This window comes from Bacillus sp. L_1B0_5 (assembly GCF_000836715.1).
GTDB classification, from domain to species: domain Bacteria; phylum Bacillota; class Bacilli; order Bacillales; family Bacillaceae_G; genus Bacillus_A; species Bacillus_A thuringiensis_S.
The window spans coordinates 58,693-76,457 of sequence record NZ_JXIS01000087.1 but is presented as its reverse complement, the minus strand read 5'-3'; the positions used below and the strand labels follow the sequence as shown (position 1 = coordinate 76,457).

Sequence of the window (17,765 nt, the reverse complement as noted above, 5' to 3'; positions counted from 1 at the left end):
TTAATGGGCAGTAAGACCCCCACCTCAAAATTCAGCGAAAGCAAAGAAGTTAGGTGGGGGATCAACTGCCCGTAAAAGCCCGATTGGTTCAACTAATAATCAGTGGGGATGAACAAAACCCCCACTGATTAAAGTTTCACTTTATCCTAGTAAGGTATTTATAGGATAGGGTAAAAATATGTAAAAAGGCAATCTACCGAATGGCAGATTGCCTTTTTACAATGGAAGGGGAAGAAAAAATGATTATTCATATTTTGGCAGGAGGACCTTTGGAATATTGCGCAGATTTTGCTCGATATGAGAATGAGGAAGTAGTGTGGGCAGCGGTTGATAGGGGAGTATACCGTCTATTAAAGAAAGGGATTACCCCGGCTGTTGCGTTTGGAGATTACGATTCAGTTACTGAAGAAGAATTAGTATGGATGGGACAGCAAACGAACGAATTACATATTGTTCCGCGGGAAAAAGATCAAACGGATTTAGAAATTGCAATCAACTGGGCATTAGGACAGAAGCCGGCACTAATTCGTATTTTTGGTGCTACCGGTGGAAGGCTTGATCACGGTTTGGCAAATATACAAATGCTTTTAAAAGGGTTAGAAGTAGAGATAGAAATGTGTATTGTGGACAATAAAAATGAAATAACAGTTAAAAAAGTGGGTACACATATAATTGAAGAAAATAAAAATTTTCCTTATGTATCTTTTGTACCAGTTACTGAAATAGTGGAAGGGATTACATTGTTTGGTTTTAAGTACCCTCTTACTAATAAAACAATAGAGTGGGGATCAACGCTTTGTATTAGTAACGAACTCGTTGAGGAAAAAGGTACTTTTTCATTTACTTCTGGCATATTAATGTTGATAAGAAGCACTGATTGAAGAAACAATTTTGCTCCTTACATCATATAGTGACCAAGTGGAGTAATGGGGATTAGGAGGGAAACCATGAGATTTTATACAATTAAGTTACCTAAATTTCTTGGTGGAATTGTTCGTGCAATGTTAAATACCTTCAAAAAAGATTAAAAAAAGCACCTATCACCGGTGCTTTTTCCATTGTTATAGTAAAAAAAGAGCCTATCGGCTCTTTTTTTTATTATTAAACACGTTCGATTTTGCCAGATTTTAATGCTCTAGCAGAAACGTAAACACGTTGAACTTTTCCGTCGATGCGTACGCGAACTTTTTGAAGGTTAGCGCCCCACTTACGTTTTGTAGCGTTCATTGCGTGAGAACGAGAGTTACCAGAACGAGCTTTTCTTCCAGTAATAGCACAAACACGAGCCATTTATATTTCCCTCCCTTGATACCTTACCATACGTAATTTTTCAATGTTAGTCTTTTATGCGATGCTAAAAACACTACTATAATTTAACACAACTAAAAAGAGAATGCAACACCGTAGAAAAAAGAAATCAAGAAAATTTACTTGACACTATATGTCAATGAAGAAAAGTTGAAATCCATAAAAATTGCTTGACATATTATAGTGGTACATGTTGTATAATAACAATGGACTATTTTGCTCATCATAAAAAAGTGTAATTTAAAACATAAAATATGAGAGTGAAAAGAAAGAACGATGGAATTTTCTTTAAAAAGATTATATGATAGTAACTAAAGTAGTCTAGCTCACTTTCACCATTTATGAAGGGGGAAACGAGATGTCAATTGAAATTAAAACGAAGTACGGTCAAATTGATATTAGTACAGATGTAATTGCAACAATTGCTGGAGGTGCCGCGGTAGATTGCTACGGTATCGTAGGTATGGCATCAAAAAATCAGTTAAAAGATGGATTAACAGACATTTTACGAAAAGAAAACTTCACTAGAGGTGTTATTGTTCGTAAAGATGAAGATGAAGTACATATTGATATGTATATTATTGTGAGCTATGGTACGAAAATTTCAGAAGTGGCACATAATGTGCAGACGAAAGTGAAATATACATTAGATCAAACTGTAGGACTAGCAGTAGATTCTGTAAACATCTACGTACAAGGAGTTAAAGTAATAAACTTGTAATGTGCATTAAGGAGGAAAATCTGTGTCAATTCAAAAAATTGATGGAAAACGTTTATCACAAATGATCATGCAAGGAGCGAATAATTTAACAAATAATGTTCAGCTTGTTGATGCATTAAACGTATTTCCAGTTCCAGATGGCGATACCGGTACAAACATGAACTTATCTATGACTTCAGGTGCGCGTGAAGTGAAAGCAAATCCTTCACAGCATGCTGGTAAAGTCGGCGTAAGTTTAGCCAAAGGATTATTAATGGGAGCTCGTGGTAACTCTGGAGTTATTCTATCTCAGTTGTTCCGTGGTTTTTCTAAATCCATTGAACAAAAAGAAGAGTTAACAACAGTTGATTTTGCTGCAGCACTAGAAGCTGGAGTAGAGGCGGCTTATAAAGCGGTTATGAAACCGATTGAAGGAACGATTTTAACGGTTGCAAGAGAAACGGGTAAATATGCAGTGACAGTTGCGAAAAAACAGCGCGACTTTGTTTTGTTTATGGAAGACGTTGTGAAAGAAGCAAACGCATCGTTAAATCGTACGCCAGATTTATTACCTGTATTAAAACAAGTTGGCGTTGTAGATAGCGGTGGTAAAGGTCTTGTAGTGGTATACGAAGGATTTTTAGCTGACTTAAAAGGAGAAACGATTTCTTCTGATGCACCGACGCAAACATCTATGAATGAGATGGTACGCGCAGAACATCACCGTAGTGTACAAAGCCAATTGAGTACAGAAGATATTAAGTATGGATATTGTACGGAGTTCATGGTGAAATTAGAGGCTGAAAAGGTGAAAGAGCATAATTTCTCTGAACAAAAATTCCGTGAAGATATTAGTGTATATGGTGATTCTCTACTAGTTGTGTCTGATGATGAAATTGTAAAAGTTCATATCCACGCAGAACATCCTGGAGACGCTATGAACTACGGGCAAAAATACGGTAGTTTAATTAAGATTAAAGTAGAAAATATGCGTGAACAGCATACTGCTTTATTAGATGAACCTGCTATGGTTCCTGAACAGCCAGCTCAATCGAAAGAAAAACAACCATATGGTATCGTAACTGTGGCAATGGGGTCTGGTATTAAAACTTTATTTGAGAGCATCGGTGCAACGAAAGTTATCGAAGGTGGTCAAACGATGAATCCAAGTACGGAGGATATCGTGAAGGCAATTGAAGAAGCAAATGCTGAAAAAATCATTATTTTACCGAATAACGGAAATATTGTAATGGCAGCAGAACAAGCGGCATCAGTTGTAGATCAAGAAGTTATTGTTGTTCGTTCGAAAACAGTTCCTCAAGGTATGGCAGCAATGTTAGCATTTAACCCAGTTGGAACGTTAGAAGAGAATGAAGAAAACATGCAAGAAGCTTTATCTCATGTGAAAACAGGTCAAATTACGTATGCTGTACGTGATACGGAAATTGATGGTGTAGCAATTCAAAAAGATGACTTCATGTGTATTGCAGATGGGAAAATTGTATCTACAAATGCTGAAAAAGTAGGAGCTGCGAAGCAATTACTAGAAGCGCTTATTGATGAAGATTCTGAAATCGTAACGATTCTACAAGGTGAAGATGCAACTGACGAAGAAGTAGCGGAGTTAGTTGAATTTGTAGAAGAGAAATTTGAAGATGCAGAAGTAGAAGTGCATGCTGGAAACCAACCAGTGTATTCTTTCATCTTCTCTGTAGAATAAGATAAGATTCGTTTTGAAAATAAATGGATTACTTACTTGCTAATGGATAAGAAGTAGTAATATGAAGTTTATTACTAGTTTTTATTCAAAAGGCTAGCATATTGAAGAGAGAAAAGAGCCTTGCTGCTAATAGTGAGGCTCTTTTTTACTTGTTTTATATAAGGGATTTGAGTAGTTTCTCTTAGAATGCCTATGATAGAATATATAAGGTGAAAGAGAGCGATTACAGATGCTAATTGATACTCAAATAGAATGCAATAAAGAAAATAATGTGACGGGGTGTGAGAATCTTGAATGATGTTGTACAAGTTCCTGTTACGGATGTAAAGGGGATCGGAGGAGAAACATCTGAATTACTACATGAGATGGGGATTTATACAGTTTCGCATCTATTAGAACATTTTCCGTACCGTTATGAAGATTATGCAATGAAAGATCTTGCTGAAGTAAAGCATGATGAACGTGTAACGGTTGAAGGGAAGGTTCATAGTGCTCCTTTGCTGCAATATTATGGTAAGAAGAAATCGCGTCTAACAGTTCGTGTTCTCGTCGGTCGTTATTTAATTACGGCGGTATGTTTTAATAGGCCTTACTATAAGCAAAAATTAACGTTAGATGAAACGGTAACGATTACTGGTAAATGGGATCAACATCGTCAAACAATTGCTGTATCAGAACTTCATTTTGGGCCAGTTGTACGTCAACAAGAAGTGGAGCCTGTTTACTCAGTAAAGGGGAAACTTACAGTAAAACAGATGCGTCGTTTTATTGCTCAAGCGTTAAAGGAATATGGAGATTCTATAGTCGAAGTGTTACCGGATGGTTTGTTAGGTCGATATAAATTATTACCAAGATATGAAGCACTTAGGGCCTTGCATTTTCCGGTAGGACAGGAGGATTTAAAGCAAGCGCGTCGCCGTTTTGTATATGAGGAATTTTTCTTATTTCAGCTGAAAATGCAAACGCTGAGGAAAATGGAGAGGGAAAATTCAAAAGGGACGAAGAAAGAGATTTCGTCAGTAGAATTACAAGAATTTATCGATGCACTGCCGTTTCCGTTAACGGGTGCGCAGCGCCGAGTTGTAGATGAAATTTTAAAAGATATGACATCCCCTTATCGGATGAACCGACTATTACAAGGTGACGTTGGTTCTGGGAAAACAGTTGTTGCTGCGATTGGCCTTTATGCATCGAAATTAGCTCATTATCAAGGTGCTTTAATGGTTCCTACAGAAATTTTAGCTGAGCAACATTATCAATCGCTTGCTGAAACGTTTTCGCATTTTGGTATGAAAGTGGAACTGCTAACAAGTTCTGTTAAAGGTGCGAGACGCCGAGAAATTTTAGCGAAGTTAGAACAAGGAGAAATAGATATTCTTGTTGGAACGCACGCTTTAATTCAAGATGAAGTTATATTTCATAGGTTGGGTCTCGTTATTACAGATGAACAGCATCGATTTGGTGTAGCGCAGCGCCGAGTTTTACGGGAGAAAGGTGAAAGTCCAGATGTATTATTTATGACAGCGACACCAATTCCGCGTACGCTAGCAATTACTGCGTTTGGAGAGATGGATGTTTCGATAATCGATGAGATGCCAGCAGGTAGAAAGGTGATTGAAACATACTGGGCAAAGCATGATATGTTAGATCGCGTCCTCGGTTTTGTTGAGAAGGAAATAAAAAAAGGAAGACAGGCATACGTTATTTGTCCTCTAATTGAAGAATCTGAGAAACTTGATGTGCAAAATGCTATCGACTTACATAGTATGTTGACGCATCATTACCAAGGGAAATGCCAAGTTGGATTGATGCATGGGAGATTATCGTCTCAGGAAAAAGAAGAGATAATGGGACAGTTTAGTGAAAATAAAGTGCAAATTCTTGTATCGACAACAGTTGTTGAGGTGGGTGTGAACGTACCGAATGCGACTGTGATGGTTATTTATGATGCAGAACGTTTCGGTTTATCGCAGCTTCATCAGCTTAGAGGACGTGTCGGGCGTGGTAGTGAACAATCATATTGTTTATTAATAGCAGACCCTAAATCGGAAACAGGAAAAGAAAGAATGCGCATAATGACTGAAACAAATGATGGATTTGTATTGTCAGAAAAAGATTTAGAATTACGAGGTCCTGGAGATTTCTTTGGGAGTAAGCAAAGTGGCTTACCAGAATTTAAGGTTGCTGACATGGTACACGATTATCGAGCGTTAGAAACAGCAAGGCAAGATGCGGCGATACTAGTAGATTCAGAAGCGTTTTGGCACAATGATCAGTACGCTGCCTTGCGTACGTATCTTGATGGGACAGGTGTGTTCCAAGGAGAGAAGCTCGATTAAAGGGAGTCAACAAAAATTTTTGTTGCATTCTACTTTTAATGATTATATACTACTGTTAGTACCTAGTCATAAAAATGGATGGTGCGGTATGAAAAAAAGAAGAAGTAAAAAAGAAAGACAAGAGTTATTACAACAAACAATCGAATCAAATCCTTTTATTACAGATGAAGATTTAGCGGAAAAATTTCAAGTGAGTATACAAACAGTACGACTTGATCGTATGGAATTGTCTATTCCTGAATTAAGAGAGAGAATTAAACATGTAGCTACAAAGCAACATGAAGAAGATGTAAAATCTTTACCGCTAGAAGAGGTTGTTGGAGAAATTATTGACATTGAATTAGATAGACATGCAATCTCTATCTTTGAAGTGAAGGTAGAACATGTATTTAAAAGAAATCAAATTGCCCGTGGGCATCATCTGTTTGCGCAAGCAAACTCACTAGCTGTTGCGGTTATTGATGAAGAATTAGCTTTAACTGCAAAGTCTACCATTCGCTACATTCGCCCTGTAAAATTAGGAGAGCGTGTTGTTGCAAAAGCGCGCGTTGAAGATGTAGAGAATGATAAGGGACGGACGGTTGTCAAAGTGCGTAGCTTCGTTGGAGAAGAACTTGTTTTTACAGGCACTTTTGAAATGTATCGATCTAGTAATTATAGTGAGGAAGGTAACAACTTATGAAAATCGCAATAGATGCAATGGGTGGAGATCACGCTCCAAAGGCTGTAGTATTAGGGGCAATGAAAGCTATTAAGGAATATTCTGATTTACATATTACGTTAGTAGGGAAAGAAGAGGAAATTCGTCAATACTTAACGAGTGATGAACGAATTACTATTCTTCATACAGACGAAAAAATAGAATCGACGGAGGAACCAGTAAGAGCGGTTCGTCGAAAAAAACAAGCTTCAATGGTACTTGCGGCACAGCAAGTAAAGGATGGAGAAGCAGACGCTTGTATATCCGCAGGTAGTACAGGAGCTTTAATGGCAGCTGGATTATTTGTTGTCGGTCGTATGGAAGGAATTGAACGACCAGCTTTATCACCTACAATGCCAACTGTTGATGGAAAAGGTTTTGTTATGTTAGATGTTGGAGCAAATGTTGATGCAAAACCAATTCATTTATATCAATATGCAGTAATGGGATCTGTTTACGCTGAGAAGGTAAGAGGAATTGAAAATCCTCGCGTTGGACTATTAAACGTTGGAACAGAGGATGGAAAAGGAAACGAGCTTTCAAAGCAAGTATTTGCAATGCTTAAGGATGCGCCAATTAATTTCGTTGGGAACGTTGAATCAAGAGATTTATTGCAAGGTGTAGCAGATGTTGTTGTATGTGATGGTTTTACAGGGAATGTAGCGTTGAAATCATTAGAGGGAACAGCACTTGCGCTATTCTCTATGTTGAAAGAACAACTAATGAGTTCGTTTACGAGTAAATTAGCAGCGGCAGTATTAAAGCCAAAACTTATGGTATTAAAAGATAAAATGGATTATTCGGAGTATGGGGGAGCTGCATTATTTGGATTGAAAGCACCTGTCATTAAGGCTCACGGTTCTTCTAATGACCAGTCGATATTTAGTGCGATTCGTCAAACGAGAGAAATGGTAGCGAAAGAAGTAATTCCTACGATTTCAAACGTAATGGAGAAAGAGCCACTCCAATAAGAGGAGGATTTGAAATGGGAAAAATAGCATTTCTTTTTCCGGGCCAAGGTTCACAGGCAGTTGGAATGGGTAAACAATTAGCAGAGAATAATAAAGAGGTTGCAAAAGTGTTTGCAAAAGCAGATGAGGTGTTGCAAGATTCACTTTCGGAAGTGATTTTTGAAGGGCCGCAGGAAAAGCTTACATTAACAACAAATGCGCAGCCTGCATTATTAACAACGAGTTTTGCTGTTTTGACAGCTTTAAAAGAGTATGACATTACACCTGACTTTGTCGCTGGTCATAGTTTAGGTGAATATAGCGCTCTTGTAGCGGCTGGTGCATTAACTTTTGAAGATGCTGTATATGCTGTAAGGAAACGCGGGGAATATATGGAAGAAGCTGTTCCAGGCGGGGAAGGTGCAATGGCGGCTATATTAGGTGCTGATCCACATATGCTGAAACAAGTTACAGAAGAAGTAACAAGTGAAGGATATGCAGTGCAAATCGCTAATATGAATAGTACGAAGCAACTTGTGATTTCTGGAACGAAGCAAGGAGTAGAGATTGCTTCTCAAAGAGCGAAAGAAAATGGTGCAAAGAGAGCAATTCCACTAAAAGTAAGTGGGCCATTCCATTCGTCACTTATGAAGCCGGCAGCTGAGAAGTTCCAAAGTGTTTTAAATGAAATTACAATTCATGACACGAATATTCCTGTTATTGCAAATGTTACGGCGGATGTTATTACAAGTGGTGCAGACATTCAAGAAAAGTTAATCGAACAGCTTTATTCGCCTGTATTATGGTACCCGTCTATTGAATGTATGGTGAAGCAGGGAGTAGATACATTTATTGAAATTGGACCTGGAAAAGTACTTGCTGGACTTATGAAGTCAATTGATTCATCAGTGAAAGCATATGCGATATACGATGAAGAGACATTAAAAGATACCATTTCAAATTTGAGAGGAGAAAACTGATGTTAAAAGGGAAGGTAGCATTAGTAACTGGCGCTTCACGTGGAATTGGTCGCGCGATTGCGATCGATTTAGCGAAACAAGGGGCAAATGTAGTAGTAAATTATGCTGGTAATGAACAAAAGGCAAATGAAGTAGTTGATGAAATTAAGAAATTAGGTTCGGATGCAATTGCAGTAAGAGCAGACGTTGCAAATGCTGATGATGTTACAAATATGGTGAAACAAACAGTAGATACATTTGGACAAGTTGATATTCTTGTAAATAATGCTGGTGTAACAAAAGATAATTTATTAATGCGTATGAAAGAAGAAGAATGGGATACAGTTATTAATACAAACTTAAAAGGTGTATTCTTATGTACGAAGGCAGTATCTCGTTATATGATGCGTCAACGTCATGGACGTATTGTTAATATCGCTTCTGTTGTCGGAGTAACAGGAAACCCAGGACAAGCGAATTATGTAGCTGCTAAAGCTGGTGTAATTGGATTAACAAAAACATCAGCGAAAGAATTAGCGAGCCGAAATATTACAGTGAATGCAATTGCTCCAGGGTTTATTGCGACTGATATGACGGATGTATTAGATGAAAATATAAAAGCTGAAATGTTAAAGTTAATTCCTGCAGCTCAGTTTGGTGAAGCACAAGATATCGCAAATACGGTAACATTTTTCGCTTCTGATCAAAGCAAATATATTACAGGACAAACGCTAAATGTTGATGGCGGAATGGTAATGTAATAAAAGAATCGATTTCAACTAGTTTTTTTGGACAATATTTAATATAATATTTGAGGGGAGGTGAATGGAATGGCAGATGTTTTAGAGCGTGTAACAAAAATCATCGTTGATCGTTTAGGTGTAGAAGAAACTGAAGTAGTACCAGCTGCGAGCTTTAAAGAAGATTTAGGCGCAGACTCCCTAGATGTAGTAGAACTTGTAATGCAATTGGAAGATGAATTCGAAATGGAAATTTCTGATGAAGATGCTGAAAAGATTGCTACTGTTGGCGATGCTGTGACTTACATAGAGAGTCATCTATAATGCTTAAGTGAAGTCCCGTTTTTTAGCGGGGCTTCTCGGCTTATATCTGGAGGGACCTATGCCGTACCGAAAACATAGAGAAAAAAAATACGAAACAAAATATCGTGAAGCATTTAAAGTATTTCAAGAAAAGATAGGTATTACGTTTACTGATGAAAAATTATTGATTCAAGCATTTACGCATTCATCGTATGTGAATGAGCATCGAAAAAAACCGCATGAAGATAATGAGCGTCTTGAATTCCTTGGAGATGCAGTATTGGAACTAACTGTATCGCAGTATCTGTTTCAAAAATATCCGACAATGAGCGAAGGAGAGTTAACAAAACTACGTGCAGCTATTGTATGTGAGCCATCTCTTGTTCGTTTTGCGAACGAATTGTCATTTGGTAGCCTAGTTTTATTAGGAAAAGGTGAAGAAATGACAGGTGGACGTGAACGACCAGCTTTATTAGCGGATGTCTTTGAAGCGTTTATTGGTGCCCTTTATCTTGATCAAGGGCTAGAAACAGTTTGGGAATTCTTAAAAGAAATTGTATATCCGAAAATTAATGAAGGTGCTTTTTCTCATGTGATGGATTATAAGAGTCAGTTACAAGAATTGATTCAGCGTGATGGTAGTGGTAATGTTGAGTATCAAATTTTGCAAGAAAAAGGACCAGCTCACAATCGAGAATTTGTGTCACGTGTTACGTTAAATAACGTAGCTTTAGGTCTTGGTAGTGGTAAGTCGAAAAAAGAAGCAGAGCAACAAGCTGCTGCAGAAGCATTAAAAAAATTAAAAGAACAACTATAAGGAATCCCCCTTTGAATGAGGGGGATTCCTTATGCATAGAATGAAACTTTCTTTTTTTTGTAAATAAAAAGAAAGTAAATCCGTATAATAGCTTGTTTTTGTATAGAGAACATTTATAACGACGGAGAATAGGAGGAAGGCCTTTCGTGTTTTTAAAAAGATTAGAAATAGCAGGGTTTAAGTCTTTTGCTGAGCGTGTATCTGTTGATTTTGTCCCAGGTGTAACTTCTGTAGTAGGACCTAATGGAAGCGGGAAAAGTAATATTACTGATGCAATTCGCTGGGTACTTGGTGAACAATCTGCAAAATCATTACGTGGTGCAAAGATGGAGGATATTATTTTTGCAGGTAGTGATACGAGGAGAGCAGTTAATGTTGCTGAAGTAACAATAACTTTAAATAATGAAGATCAACGGTTACCAATTGAATACAATGAGGTGTGTGTAACACGTCGTGTATCTCGTTCAGGTGATAGTGATTTTTATATTAATAAACAATCATGTAGATTGAAAGATATTATCGATTTATTTATGGACTCTGGTATGGGAAGAGAAGCTTTTTCAATTATTAGCCAGGGGAAAGTGGAAGAGATTTTAAGTAGTAAGTCAGAAGAGCGTCGAGGTGTATTTGAAGAAGCGGCAGGTGTACTGAAATACAAACTTCGCAAAAAGAAAGCTGAAGGGAAATTAGCAGAAACACAAGAAAACTTAAATCGTGTACAAGATATAATTCATGAATTAAGTAGTCAAGTAGAACCTTTAGAAAGACAAGCTTCTATTGCGAAAGATTATCTCGAAAATAAAGAAGAATTAGAGAAAGTAGAAGCGGCGCTTATTGTCCATGAAATTGAAGAATTGCATGAGAAATGGGAAGCGCTTCGAAATCAGTTTGGGCATAATAAAAACGAAGAAGTTAAAATGTCAACGAATTTACAAAAAAGTGAAGAAGAGCTTGAGGAATTACGAGGACAATTACAAGCCGTAGATGAGTCTGTAGACTCGTTACAAGAAGTACTTCTTCTTTCTAGTAAAGAGCTAGAAAAACTAGAAGGGCAGCGTGAGTTGCTAAAAGAGAGAAAGCAAAATGCTACGACGCATTGTGCGCAACTTGAGCAGTTAATTGTTGAATTAACAGAGAAAGCTAAAAGTTATGATGGTGAAATTGAGTCAAGTACAGAAGCTTTAATGCAATTTGTGAATGAAGTAAAAGAGTTGGAGCAAAAATTGCATGATAATGAGCAATTGCTTGCTACTTTTGCTGACAATTTAGAGGAACAGATTGAGAATTTAAAAGGTGACTATATTGAACTTTTAAATCAACAAGCTAGTCATCGTAATGAATTATCTATGATCGAAGAACAATCTAAACAGCAAACGTCTAAAAACGAGCGTCTGGATGAAGAAAATGCGAAATATGTAGAAATGCGTATGGAAATTACAGCGAAAAAGACGAAACTTGTAGAAAGTTACGAACAAGTGAAAGAAAAAGTAGCTGGCATTATCTCGAACATACAGAAGACAGAGGCGGCGCTTGGGAAATGTAAGGCGCAGTATAGTGAAAATGAAACAAAACTGTATCAAGCATATCAATTTGTGCAACAGGCACGTTCTCGAAAAGAAATGCTTGAAGAGATGCAAGAAGATTATTCTGGCTTCTATCAAGGTGTACGTGAAGTATTGAAAGCTAGAGAAAATAGGTTGCAAGGTATCGAGGGTGCTGTTGCGGAACTGTTAACGGTACCGAAAGAATATGAAGTTGCAATGGAAATCGCTCTAGGTGCAGCAATGCAGCATATTGTTGTACAAACAGAGGAACATGCTCGTAATGCGATTGCATTTTTAAAGCAAAATAAACATGGACGTGCAACGTTTTTACCGCAAGCTGTTATTAAAAGCAGATCGTTATCATTTGAGCAATTACGTATTGTAAATCAACACCCATCGTTTGTAGGTGTGGCGGCAGAACTTGTGCAGTACAACAATAAATATGAAAATGTAGTTTCAAATTTATTAGGAACTGTTATTGTTGCGAAAGATTTACGCGGAGCAAATGAGTTAGCGAAACAACTGCAATACCGTTATCGCATTGTAACAATCGATGGTGACGTAGTGAATCCTGGCGGTTCTATGACTGGTGGGGCGGTAAAACAAGCGAAATCTTCTTTATTAGGACGCCAACGTGAACTAGAAGAGTGGACTCGCAAGTTAACTGATATGGAAGAAAAAACAACGAAGTTAGAAAACTTTGTTAAAGCAGTAAAACAAGAGATTCAAGAAAAAGAAGTGAAAATACGCGAACTAAGGCAAACTGTAGAAGCAGAGCGTGTAGATGAGCAGAAATTAAGAGAAGAGATTAATCGTTTAGAATTAGAAGAACATCGTATTAATGACCGCTTATCTATTTATGATTTAGAGATTGAAGGGTTTTTACAAGATCGAGTAAAAATACAAGGGCGTAAAGAGGAGTTAGAAGGGATTTTAACGAATCTTCAAGCTGATATCACTGAGTTAGATAGTAAAATTGTAGCTTTAACAAAACAAAAAAGTGAGCAACATTCTTCGAAAGAAAAAGTTCAAAAAGAAATGACTGAGTTAAAAGTACTGGCAGCTGAAAAGCAACAACGCTTATCTAATCAAAAAGAAAAAGTTGAACGATTGACGAAGGAAAAAGAAGAAACGGATGCGACACTTGTAAAAACGAAAGAGGATTTAGCGTTCTTAAAACAAGAAATGACATCTAATTCAAGTGGTGAAGAGCAAATTACGAATATGATTGAGAAGAAAGCGTATGATCGTAATCAAACTTCAGAGTTAATTCGCTCTCGTCGTGAACAACGTATATCGTTGCAAGAGAGAGTAGAACATTTAGAACGCGATTTGAAAGAAACGACAGGTAAACATAAATATATTCTTGAAATGTTGAAAGATCAAGAAGTGAAAATAAACCGACTTGATGTCGAGTTGGAAAATAGATTACAACATTTGCGTGAAACATATACGATTTCATTTGAAGCAGCAAAACTAAAATATACAATGACAATGCCTGCAGAAGATGCACGTAAGAAAGTAAAATTAATTAAATTATCCATAGAAGAGTTAGGTACAGTGAACCTAGGGGCAATTGATGAATATGAACGTGTAGCGGAGCGTCATACATTCTTACTAGAGCAGAGAGACGACCTAGAAGAAGCGAAAACGACATTGCACCAGCTTATTACCGAAATGGATGAAGAAATGAAAAAACGCTTTTCTACTACGTTTGAAGGCATTCGAATGGAGTTTCAATCGGTATTCTCTGAATTATTTGGAGGCGGTAGAGCGGATTTAGTAATGACCAATCCAGAGGATTTACTAAATACGGGTATTGATATTGTAGCGCAACCGCCAGGGAAGAAATTGCAGAACTTAGGTTTACTTTCAGGTGGAGAGCGTGCTTTAACGGCAATTGCGCTTTTATTTGGTATTTTAAAAGTGCGCCCAGTACCGTTCTGTGTACTAGATGAGGTAGAGGCGGCCCTTGATGAGGCGAATGTAGCTCGTTTTGCACAGTATTTAAAGAAATTCAGTGATGAGACGCAGTTTATTGTAATTACACATAGAAAAGGTACAATGGAAGAGTCTGATGTGTTGTACGGTGTAACAATGCAAGAATCAGGGGTATCTAAACTTGTTTCGGTTCGTTTAGATGACGGGGAAGAACTTATTACAAGTGAATAGAAAGGACGGGAAAGTATGAGTTTTTTTAAAAAACTAAAAGAAAAAATTTCAAAACAAACGGATACAGTTACTGAGAAATTTAAACAAGGATTAGAAAAAACGAGAAATTCATTTGCGGATAAAGTGAATGATTTAGTGTATCGTTACCGTAAAGTGGATGAAGATTTCTTCGAAGAGCTAGAAGAAATCTTAATCGGTGCAGATGTCGGAGTTGCGACGGTAATGGAATTAATTGATCAATTGAAAGAAGAAGTGCAACGCCGTAACATTCAAGATCCAAAAGAAGTACAAGCTGTTATTTCAGAAAAGTTAGTAGGAATTTACAAAGGCGACAGCGATTTTAGTAACGAAATTAATATGCAAGAGGACCGATTAACGGTTGTTTTATTTGTTGGTGTTAACGGTGTAGGAAAAACGACGACAATTGGTAAACTGGCACATAAGTTTAAATCAGAAGGTAAGTCTGTCCTATTAGCGGCAGGAGACACATTCCGTGCTGGAGCGATTGAACAATTAGAAGTATGGGGCGATCGCGTTGGTGTAGAAGTAATTAAACAAGGATCTGGCTCTGATCCAGCGGCGGTTATGTATGACGCTGTACAAGCTGCGAAAGCACGTAAGGTAGACGTATTACTATGTGACACAGCAGGACGCTTGCAAAATAAAGTCAACTTAATGAAAGAGTTAGAGAAGGTGAAGCGCGTAATTGAGCGTGAAGTACCAGGTGCTCCTCATGAAGTATTGCTTGTTATTGATGCAACAACAGGACAAAACGGTTTAAGCCAAGCGAAAACATTCCGCGAGGCGACGAATGTTACTGGTATTGTTTTAACGAAGTTAGATGGAACTGCTAAAGGTGGTATTGTATTAGCGATTCGTAACGAAATGGATGTACCGGTGAAGTTTGTTGGATTAGGAGAGCAAATGGATGACTTGCAGCAGTTTGATCCAGAACAATATGTGTATGGTTTATTTGCGAACTTAGTAGAAACAGAAGAAGTATAAGCGAAAGAAGCGGTATTTCCGCTTCTTTTTCTATAAAAATATATGATGTTAAGAAAAAAACTTGACACTCTTTTGTACTCCATGTAAACTAATTCATGTAAAGGGAAATCACTTAACAAAGGATGATCCAACATGCTCGAAAAAACAACGAGAATGAACTATTTATTTGATTTTTATCAATCGTTGTTAACGCAAAAACAAAGAAGTTATATGTCGCTTTATTATCTAGATGATTTATCTCTTGGTGAAATTGCGGAAGAATTTGATGTAAGTCGCCAAGCCGTGTATGATAACATTAAACGGACTGAAGCGATGCTTGAAGAATATGAAGATAAATTAGTATTACTTCAAAAGTTTCAAGAGCGACAGCGACTTGTTGCAAAGCTAAAACAGCTAATCAGCGAAGAAGAGCATGTGAATGAAGAAATGAAACAAGTTGTTGAAGCTATCGAAAAATTAGATTAGGAGGGCGGCAATATGGCATTTGAAGGATTAGCCGACCGACTTCAACAGACAATGCAAAAAATCCGCGGCAAAGGAAAAGTTTCTGAAGCCGATGTGAAAGAAATGATGAGAGAAGTTCGTCTGGCTCTTTTAGAAGCAGATGTTAACTTTAAAGTAGTAAAAGATTTTATAAAGCGTGTGTCTGAGCGTGCTGTCGGACAAGATGTAATGAAAAGTTTGACACCTGGACAACAAGTAATTAAAATCGTACAGGAAGAACTTACAGAACTTATGGGCGGAGAGCAAAGCAAAATTGCTGTTGCTAATAAGCCACCGACTGTTATTATGATGGTTGGTCTGCAAGGTGCGGGTAAAACGACGACGACAGGTAAGCTTGCGAATTTGCTTCGTAAAAAGCATAATCGTAAACCGATGCTTGTTGCAGCGGATATTTACCGTCCAGCAGCAATTAAACAGCTTGAAACATTAGGGAAGCAATTGGACATGCCTGTATTTTCTTTAGGAGATCAAGTAAGTCCTGTTGAAATTGCGAAACAAGCGATTGCAAAAGCAAAAGAAGATCATCACGATTATGTTTTAATCGATACAGCGGGTCGCCTGCATATTGATGAAGAACTAATGGATGAATTAGCGAAAGTTAAAGAAGTTGCGAAACCGGATGAAATTTTCCTTGTTGTCGATGCGATGACGGGACAAGACGCGGTAAATGTTGCGCAAAGTTTCCATGAACAGTTAGGTTTAACAGGTGTTGTATTAACGAAATTAGATGGTGATACGCGCGGTGGTGCTGCATTATCTATTAAGGCTGTAACAAACACACCGATTAAATTTGCTGGTATGGGTGAAAAACTAGATGCAATTGAAGCGTTCCATCCAGAGCGTATGGCATCCCGTATTTTAGGGATGGGCGATGTCTTAACATTAATTGAAAAAGCGCAAGCTACAGTTGATGAAGAGAAAGCAAAAGAACTTGAGCAAAAAATGCGTACGCTTTCGTTTACGCTTGACGATTTCCTAGAACAACTTGGACAAGTGCGTCAACTTGGGCCGCTTGATGAATTGTTAGGAATGCTTCCTGGTGCAAATAAAATTAAAGGGCTGAAAAATGCGCAAGTTGATGAAAAACAAATTGGGCATATTGAGGCAATTATTCGTTCTATGACTAAATTAGAACGAGAACAACCGGAAATAATCAATGCTAGTCGCAAAAAGCGCATTGCCAAAGGTAGCGGTACAACGGTACAAGAAATCAATCGTCTAATCAAACAATTCGATGACATGAAAAAAATGATGAAGACGATGACGGGAATGCAAAAAGGCAAGAAAAAAGGACTAGGTGGATTGAAGTTTCCATTCATGTAAGGAAAAAAAGATGGCTCTGTTAAGAAAAAATACTTTACAAAGCAATAGTCTTTTTGCTAATATAATTATCTGTGTGAAATAAATTCGGAGGTGCTTTATAAATGGCAGTTAAAATTCGTTTAAAACGTATGGGAGCTAAAAAAACTCCTTTCTATCGTGTAGTTGTTGCAGATTCTCGTTCTCCTCGTGACGGACGTTTCATTGAGGAAATCGGAACTTACAATCCAGTTGCTCAACCAGCTGAAGTTAAGATCAACGAAGAAGCAGCATTAAAATGGTTAGGAAATGGTGCTAAACCATCTGATACAGTTCGTAACTTATTCTCTAACCAAGGTATCATGGAGAAATTCCACTTATCTAAACAAGGTAAGTAATTGAGGCAATGACTATGAAGAAGTTAGTCGAGACGATTGTCAAGCCTCTTGTCGATCATCCTGAAGATGTAAAAGTTACACAGGAACTTTACAACGGAGAGATAAAGTATCGATTAACTGTACATCCTGAGGATGTTGGAAAAGTCATTGGAAAGCAAGGGAGAGTTGCGAAAGCGATTCGAATGCTCTTGTATTCAGTGGGACATCATAATGATGAAAAAGTAACACTGGAAATTCAATAAACGTAAAAAGGGCGAGGAGTTATTCCTCTCCCTTTTTTAACATTTAAATAGAGATTGCATGTTCC

At 37.6% G+C, this 17,765-nt stretch carries 18 protein-coding genes; 17 read left to right on the top strand and 1 reads right to left on the bottom strand.

What is annotated here, in order from left to right; genetic code table 11:
* Positions 1-200: 200 nt before the first annotated feature.
* A complete protein-coding gene (locus RT27_RS24615; RefSeq protein WP_016080517.1) occupies positions 201-881 on the top strand; it encodes a thiamine diphosphokinase in 681 nt (226 codons plus the stop codon).
* A 66-nt stretch (positions 882-947) separates the two neighbouring features.
* Complete coding sequence (spoVM, locus tag RT27_RS24610) at positions 948-1,028, top strand: stage V sporulation protein SpoVM (protein ID WP_001213599.1); 81 nt, start codon at positions 948-950, stop codon at positions 1,026-1,028.
* 73 nt (positions 1,029-1,101) lie between these two features.
* On the opposite strand, the gene rpmB is transcribed toward spoVM, so the two are convergent.
* A complete protein-coding gene (gene rpmB, locus RT27_RS24605) occupies positions 1,102-1,290 on the bottom strand; it encodes a 50S ribosomal protein L28 (RefSeq protein WP_000124776.1) in 189 nt (62 codons plus the stop codon).
* A 376-nt stretch (positions 1,291-1,666) separates the two neighbouring features.
* Between rpmB and RT27_RS24600 the strand changes: the two genes are divergently transcribed.
* The 15 genes from RT27_RS24600 to RT27_RS24530 all read left to right on the top strand — a co-directional run bounded on the left by RT27_RS24600 (position 1,667) and on the right by RT27_RS24530 (position 17,700).
* Positions 1,667-2,029 carry an Asp23/Gls24 family envelope stress response protein gene (locus RT27_RS24600; RefSeq protein ID WP_000021109.1) on the top strand — a complete coding sequence of 121 codons (363 nt, stop codon included), beginning with the start codon at positions 1,667-1,669 and terminating at the stop codon, positions 2,027-2,029.
* Positions 2,030-2,051: 22 nt separating this feature from the next.
* A complete protein-coding gene (locus tag RT27_RS24595) occupies positions 2,052-3,728 on the top strand; it encodes a DAK2 domain-containing protein (RefSeq protein WP_000027131.1) in 1,677 nt (558 codons plus the stop codon).
* A 290-nt stretch (positions 3,729-4,018) separates the two neighbouring features.
* A complete protein-coding gene (gene recG, locus RT27_RS24590; protein ID WP_029443119.1) occupies positions 4,019-6,067 on the top strand; it encodes an ATP-dependent DNA helicase RecG in 2,049 nt (682 codons plus the stop codon).
* An 88-nt stretch (positions 6,068-6,155) separates the two neighbouring features.
* Positions 6,156-6,749, top strand: coding sequence for a transcription factor FapR (gene fapR, locus RT27_RS24585; RefSeq protein ID WP_000747349.1), 594 nt, complete (start codon positions 6,156-6,158; stop codon positions 6,747-6,749).
* On the top strand, positions 6,746-7,738 hold the full coding sequence (gene plsX / locus RT27_RS24580; RefSeq protein ID WP_016080519.1) for a phosphate acyltransferase PlsX: 993 nt from the start codon (positions 6,746-6,748) through the stop codon (positions 7,736-7,738). The genes fapR and plsX overlap by 4 nt, the downstream gene beginning before the upstream one ends.
* Positions 7,739-7,752: 14 nt before the next feature.
* Positions 7,753-8,697 (top strand): ACP S-malonyltransferase, encoded by a 945-nt coding sequence (gene fabD / locus RT27_RS24575; RefSeq protein WP_043937877.1) that lies wholly within the window; start codon positions 7,753-7,755, stop codon positions 8,695-8,697.
* Positions 8,697-9,437 carry a 3-oxoacyl-[acyl-carrier-protein] reductase gene (gene fabG / locus RT27_RS24570; protein WP_016080521.1) on the top strand — a complete coding sequence of 247 codons (741 nt, stop codon included), beginning with the start codon at positions 8,697-8,699 and terminating at the stop codon, positions 9,435-9,437. Before fabD ends, fabG begins: the two co-directional genes overlap by 1 nt.
* A gap of 69 nt (positions 9,438-9,506) precedes the next feature.
* Positions 9,507-9,740, top strand: coding sequence for an acyl carrier protein (gene acpP / locus RT27_RS24565; protein ID WP_000786062.1), 234 nt, complete (start codon positions 9,507-9,509; stop codon positions 9,738-9,740).
* A 58-nt stretch (positions 9,741-9,798) separates the two neighbouring features.
* Positions 9,799-10,536 (top strand): ribonuclease III, encoded by a 738-nt coding sequence (gene rncS, locus RT27_RS24560; RefSeq protein ID WP_016080522.1) that lies wholly within the window; start codon positions 9,799-9,801, stop codon positions 10,534-10,536.
* A 146-nt stretch (positions 10,537-10,682) separates the two neighbouring features.
* Positions 10,683-14,252 (top strand): chromosome segregation protein SMC, encoded by a 3,570-nt coding sequence (smc, locus tag RT27_RS24555; RefSeq protein WP_043937876.1) that lies wholly within the window; start codon positions 10,683-10,685, stop codon positions 14,250-14,252.
* 15 nt (positions 14,253-14,267) lie between these two features.
* On the top strand, positions 14,268-15,257 hold the full coding sequence (gene ftsY / locus RT27_RS24550; protein ID WP_043937874.1) for a signal recognition particle-docking protein FtsY: 990 nt from the start codon (positions 14,268-14,270) through the stop codon (positions 15,255-15,257).
* Between the two features lie 132 nt (positions 15,258-15,389).
* On the top strand, positions 15,390-15,722 hold the full coding sequence (locus RT27_RS24545) for a putative DNA-binding protein (RefSeq protein WP_000891061.1): 333 nt from the start codon (positions 15,390-15,392) through the stop codon (positions 15,720-15,722).
* Positions 15,723-15,734: 12 nt separating this feature from the next.
* Positions 15,735-17,084, top strand: a complete 1,350-nt coding sequence (ffh, locus tag RT27_RS24540; protein WP_002173106.1) for a signal recognition particle protein — start codon at positions 15,735-15,737, stop codon at positions 17,082-17,084.
* Positions 17,085-17,185: 101 nt separating this feature from the next.
* Positions 17,186-17,458, top strand: a complete 273-nt coding sequence (gene rpsP, locus RT27_RS24535; protein ID WP_000268750.1) for a 30S ribosomal protein S16 — start codon at positions 17,186-17,188, stop codon at positions 17,456-17,458.
* A gap of 14 nt (positions 17,459-17,472) precedes the next feature.
* Entirely contained in the window at positions 17,473-17,700 is a 228-nt protein-coding gene (locus RT27_RS24530; protein ID WP_000737399.1) for a KH domain-containing protein, read from the top strand.
* Positions 17,701-17,765: the final 65 nt, after the last annotated feature.

What these genes read in the sequence shown, in the direction of transcription:
- ffh (WP_002173106.1), top strand. Translation starts at nt 15,735, where the DNA reads ATGGCATTTGAAGGATTAGCCGACCGACTTCAACAGACAATGCAAAAA.
- RT27_RS24600 (WP_000021109.1), top strand. Translation starts at nt 1,667, where the DNA reads ATGTCAATTGAAATTAAAACGAAGTACGGTCAAATTGATATTAGTACA.
- fabG (WP_016080521.1), top strand. Translation starts at nt 8,697, where the DNA reads ATGTTAAAAGGGAAGGTAGCATTAGTAACTGGCGCTTCACGTGGAATT.
- fabD (WP_043937877.1), top strand. Translation starts at nt 7,753, where the DNA reads ATGGGAAAAATAGCATTTCTTTTTCCGGGCCAAGGTTCACAGGCAGTT.
- ftsY (WP_043937874.1), top strand. Translation starts at nt 14,268, where the DNA reads ATGAGTTTTTTTAAAAAACTAAAAGAAAAAATTTCAAAACAAACGGAT.
- RT27_RS24615 (WP_016080517.1), top strand. Translation starts at nt 201, where the DNA reads ATGGCAGATTGCCTTTTTACAATGGAAGGGGAAGAAAAAATGATTATT.
- plsX (WP_016080519.1), top strand. Translation starts at nt 6,746, where the DNA reads ATGAAAATCGCAATAGATGCAATGGGTGGAGATCACGCTCCAAAGGCT.
- acpP (WP_000786062.1), top strand. Translation starts at nt 9,507, where the DNA reads ATGGCAGATGTTTTAGAGCGTGTAACAAAAATCATCGTTGATCGTTTA.
- RT27_RS24530 (WP_000737399.1), top strand. Translation starts at nt 17,473, where the DNA reads ATGAAGAAGTTAGTCGAGACGATTGTCAAGCCTCTTGTCGATCATCCT.
- fapR (WP_000747349.1), top strand. Translation starts at nt 6,156, where the DNA reads ATGAAAAAAAGAAGAAGTAAAAAAGAAAGACAAGAGTTATTACAACAA.
- RT27_RS24545 (WP_000891061.1), top strand. Translation starts at nt 15,390, where the DNA reads ATGCTCGAAAAAACAACGAGAATGAACTATTTATTTGATTTTTATCAA.
- rncS (WP_016080522.1), top strand. Translation starts at nt 9,799, where the DNA reads ATGCCGTACCGAAAACATAGAGAAAAAAAATACGAAACAAAATATCGT.
- rpsP (WP_000268750.1), top strand. Translation starts at nt 17,186, where the DNA reads ATGGCAGTTAAAATTCGTTTAAAACGTATGGGAGCTAAAAAAACTCCT.
- rpmB (WP_000124776.1), bottom strand. Translation starts at nt 1,290, where the DNA reads ATGGCTCGTGTTTGTGCTATTACTGGAAGAAAAGCTCGTTCTGGTAAC.
- spoVM (WP_001213599.1), top strand. Translation starts at nt 948, where the DNA reads ATGAGATTTTATACAATTAAGTTACCTAAATTTCTTGGTGGAATTGTT.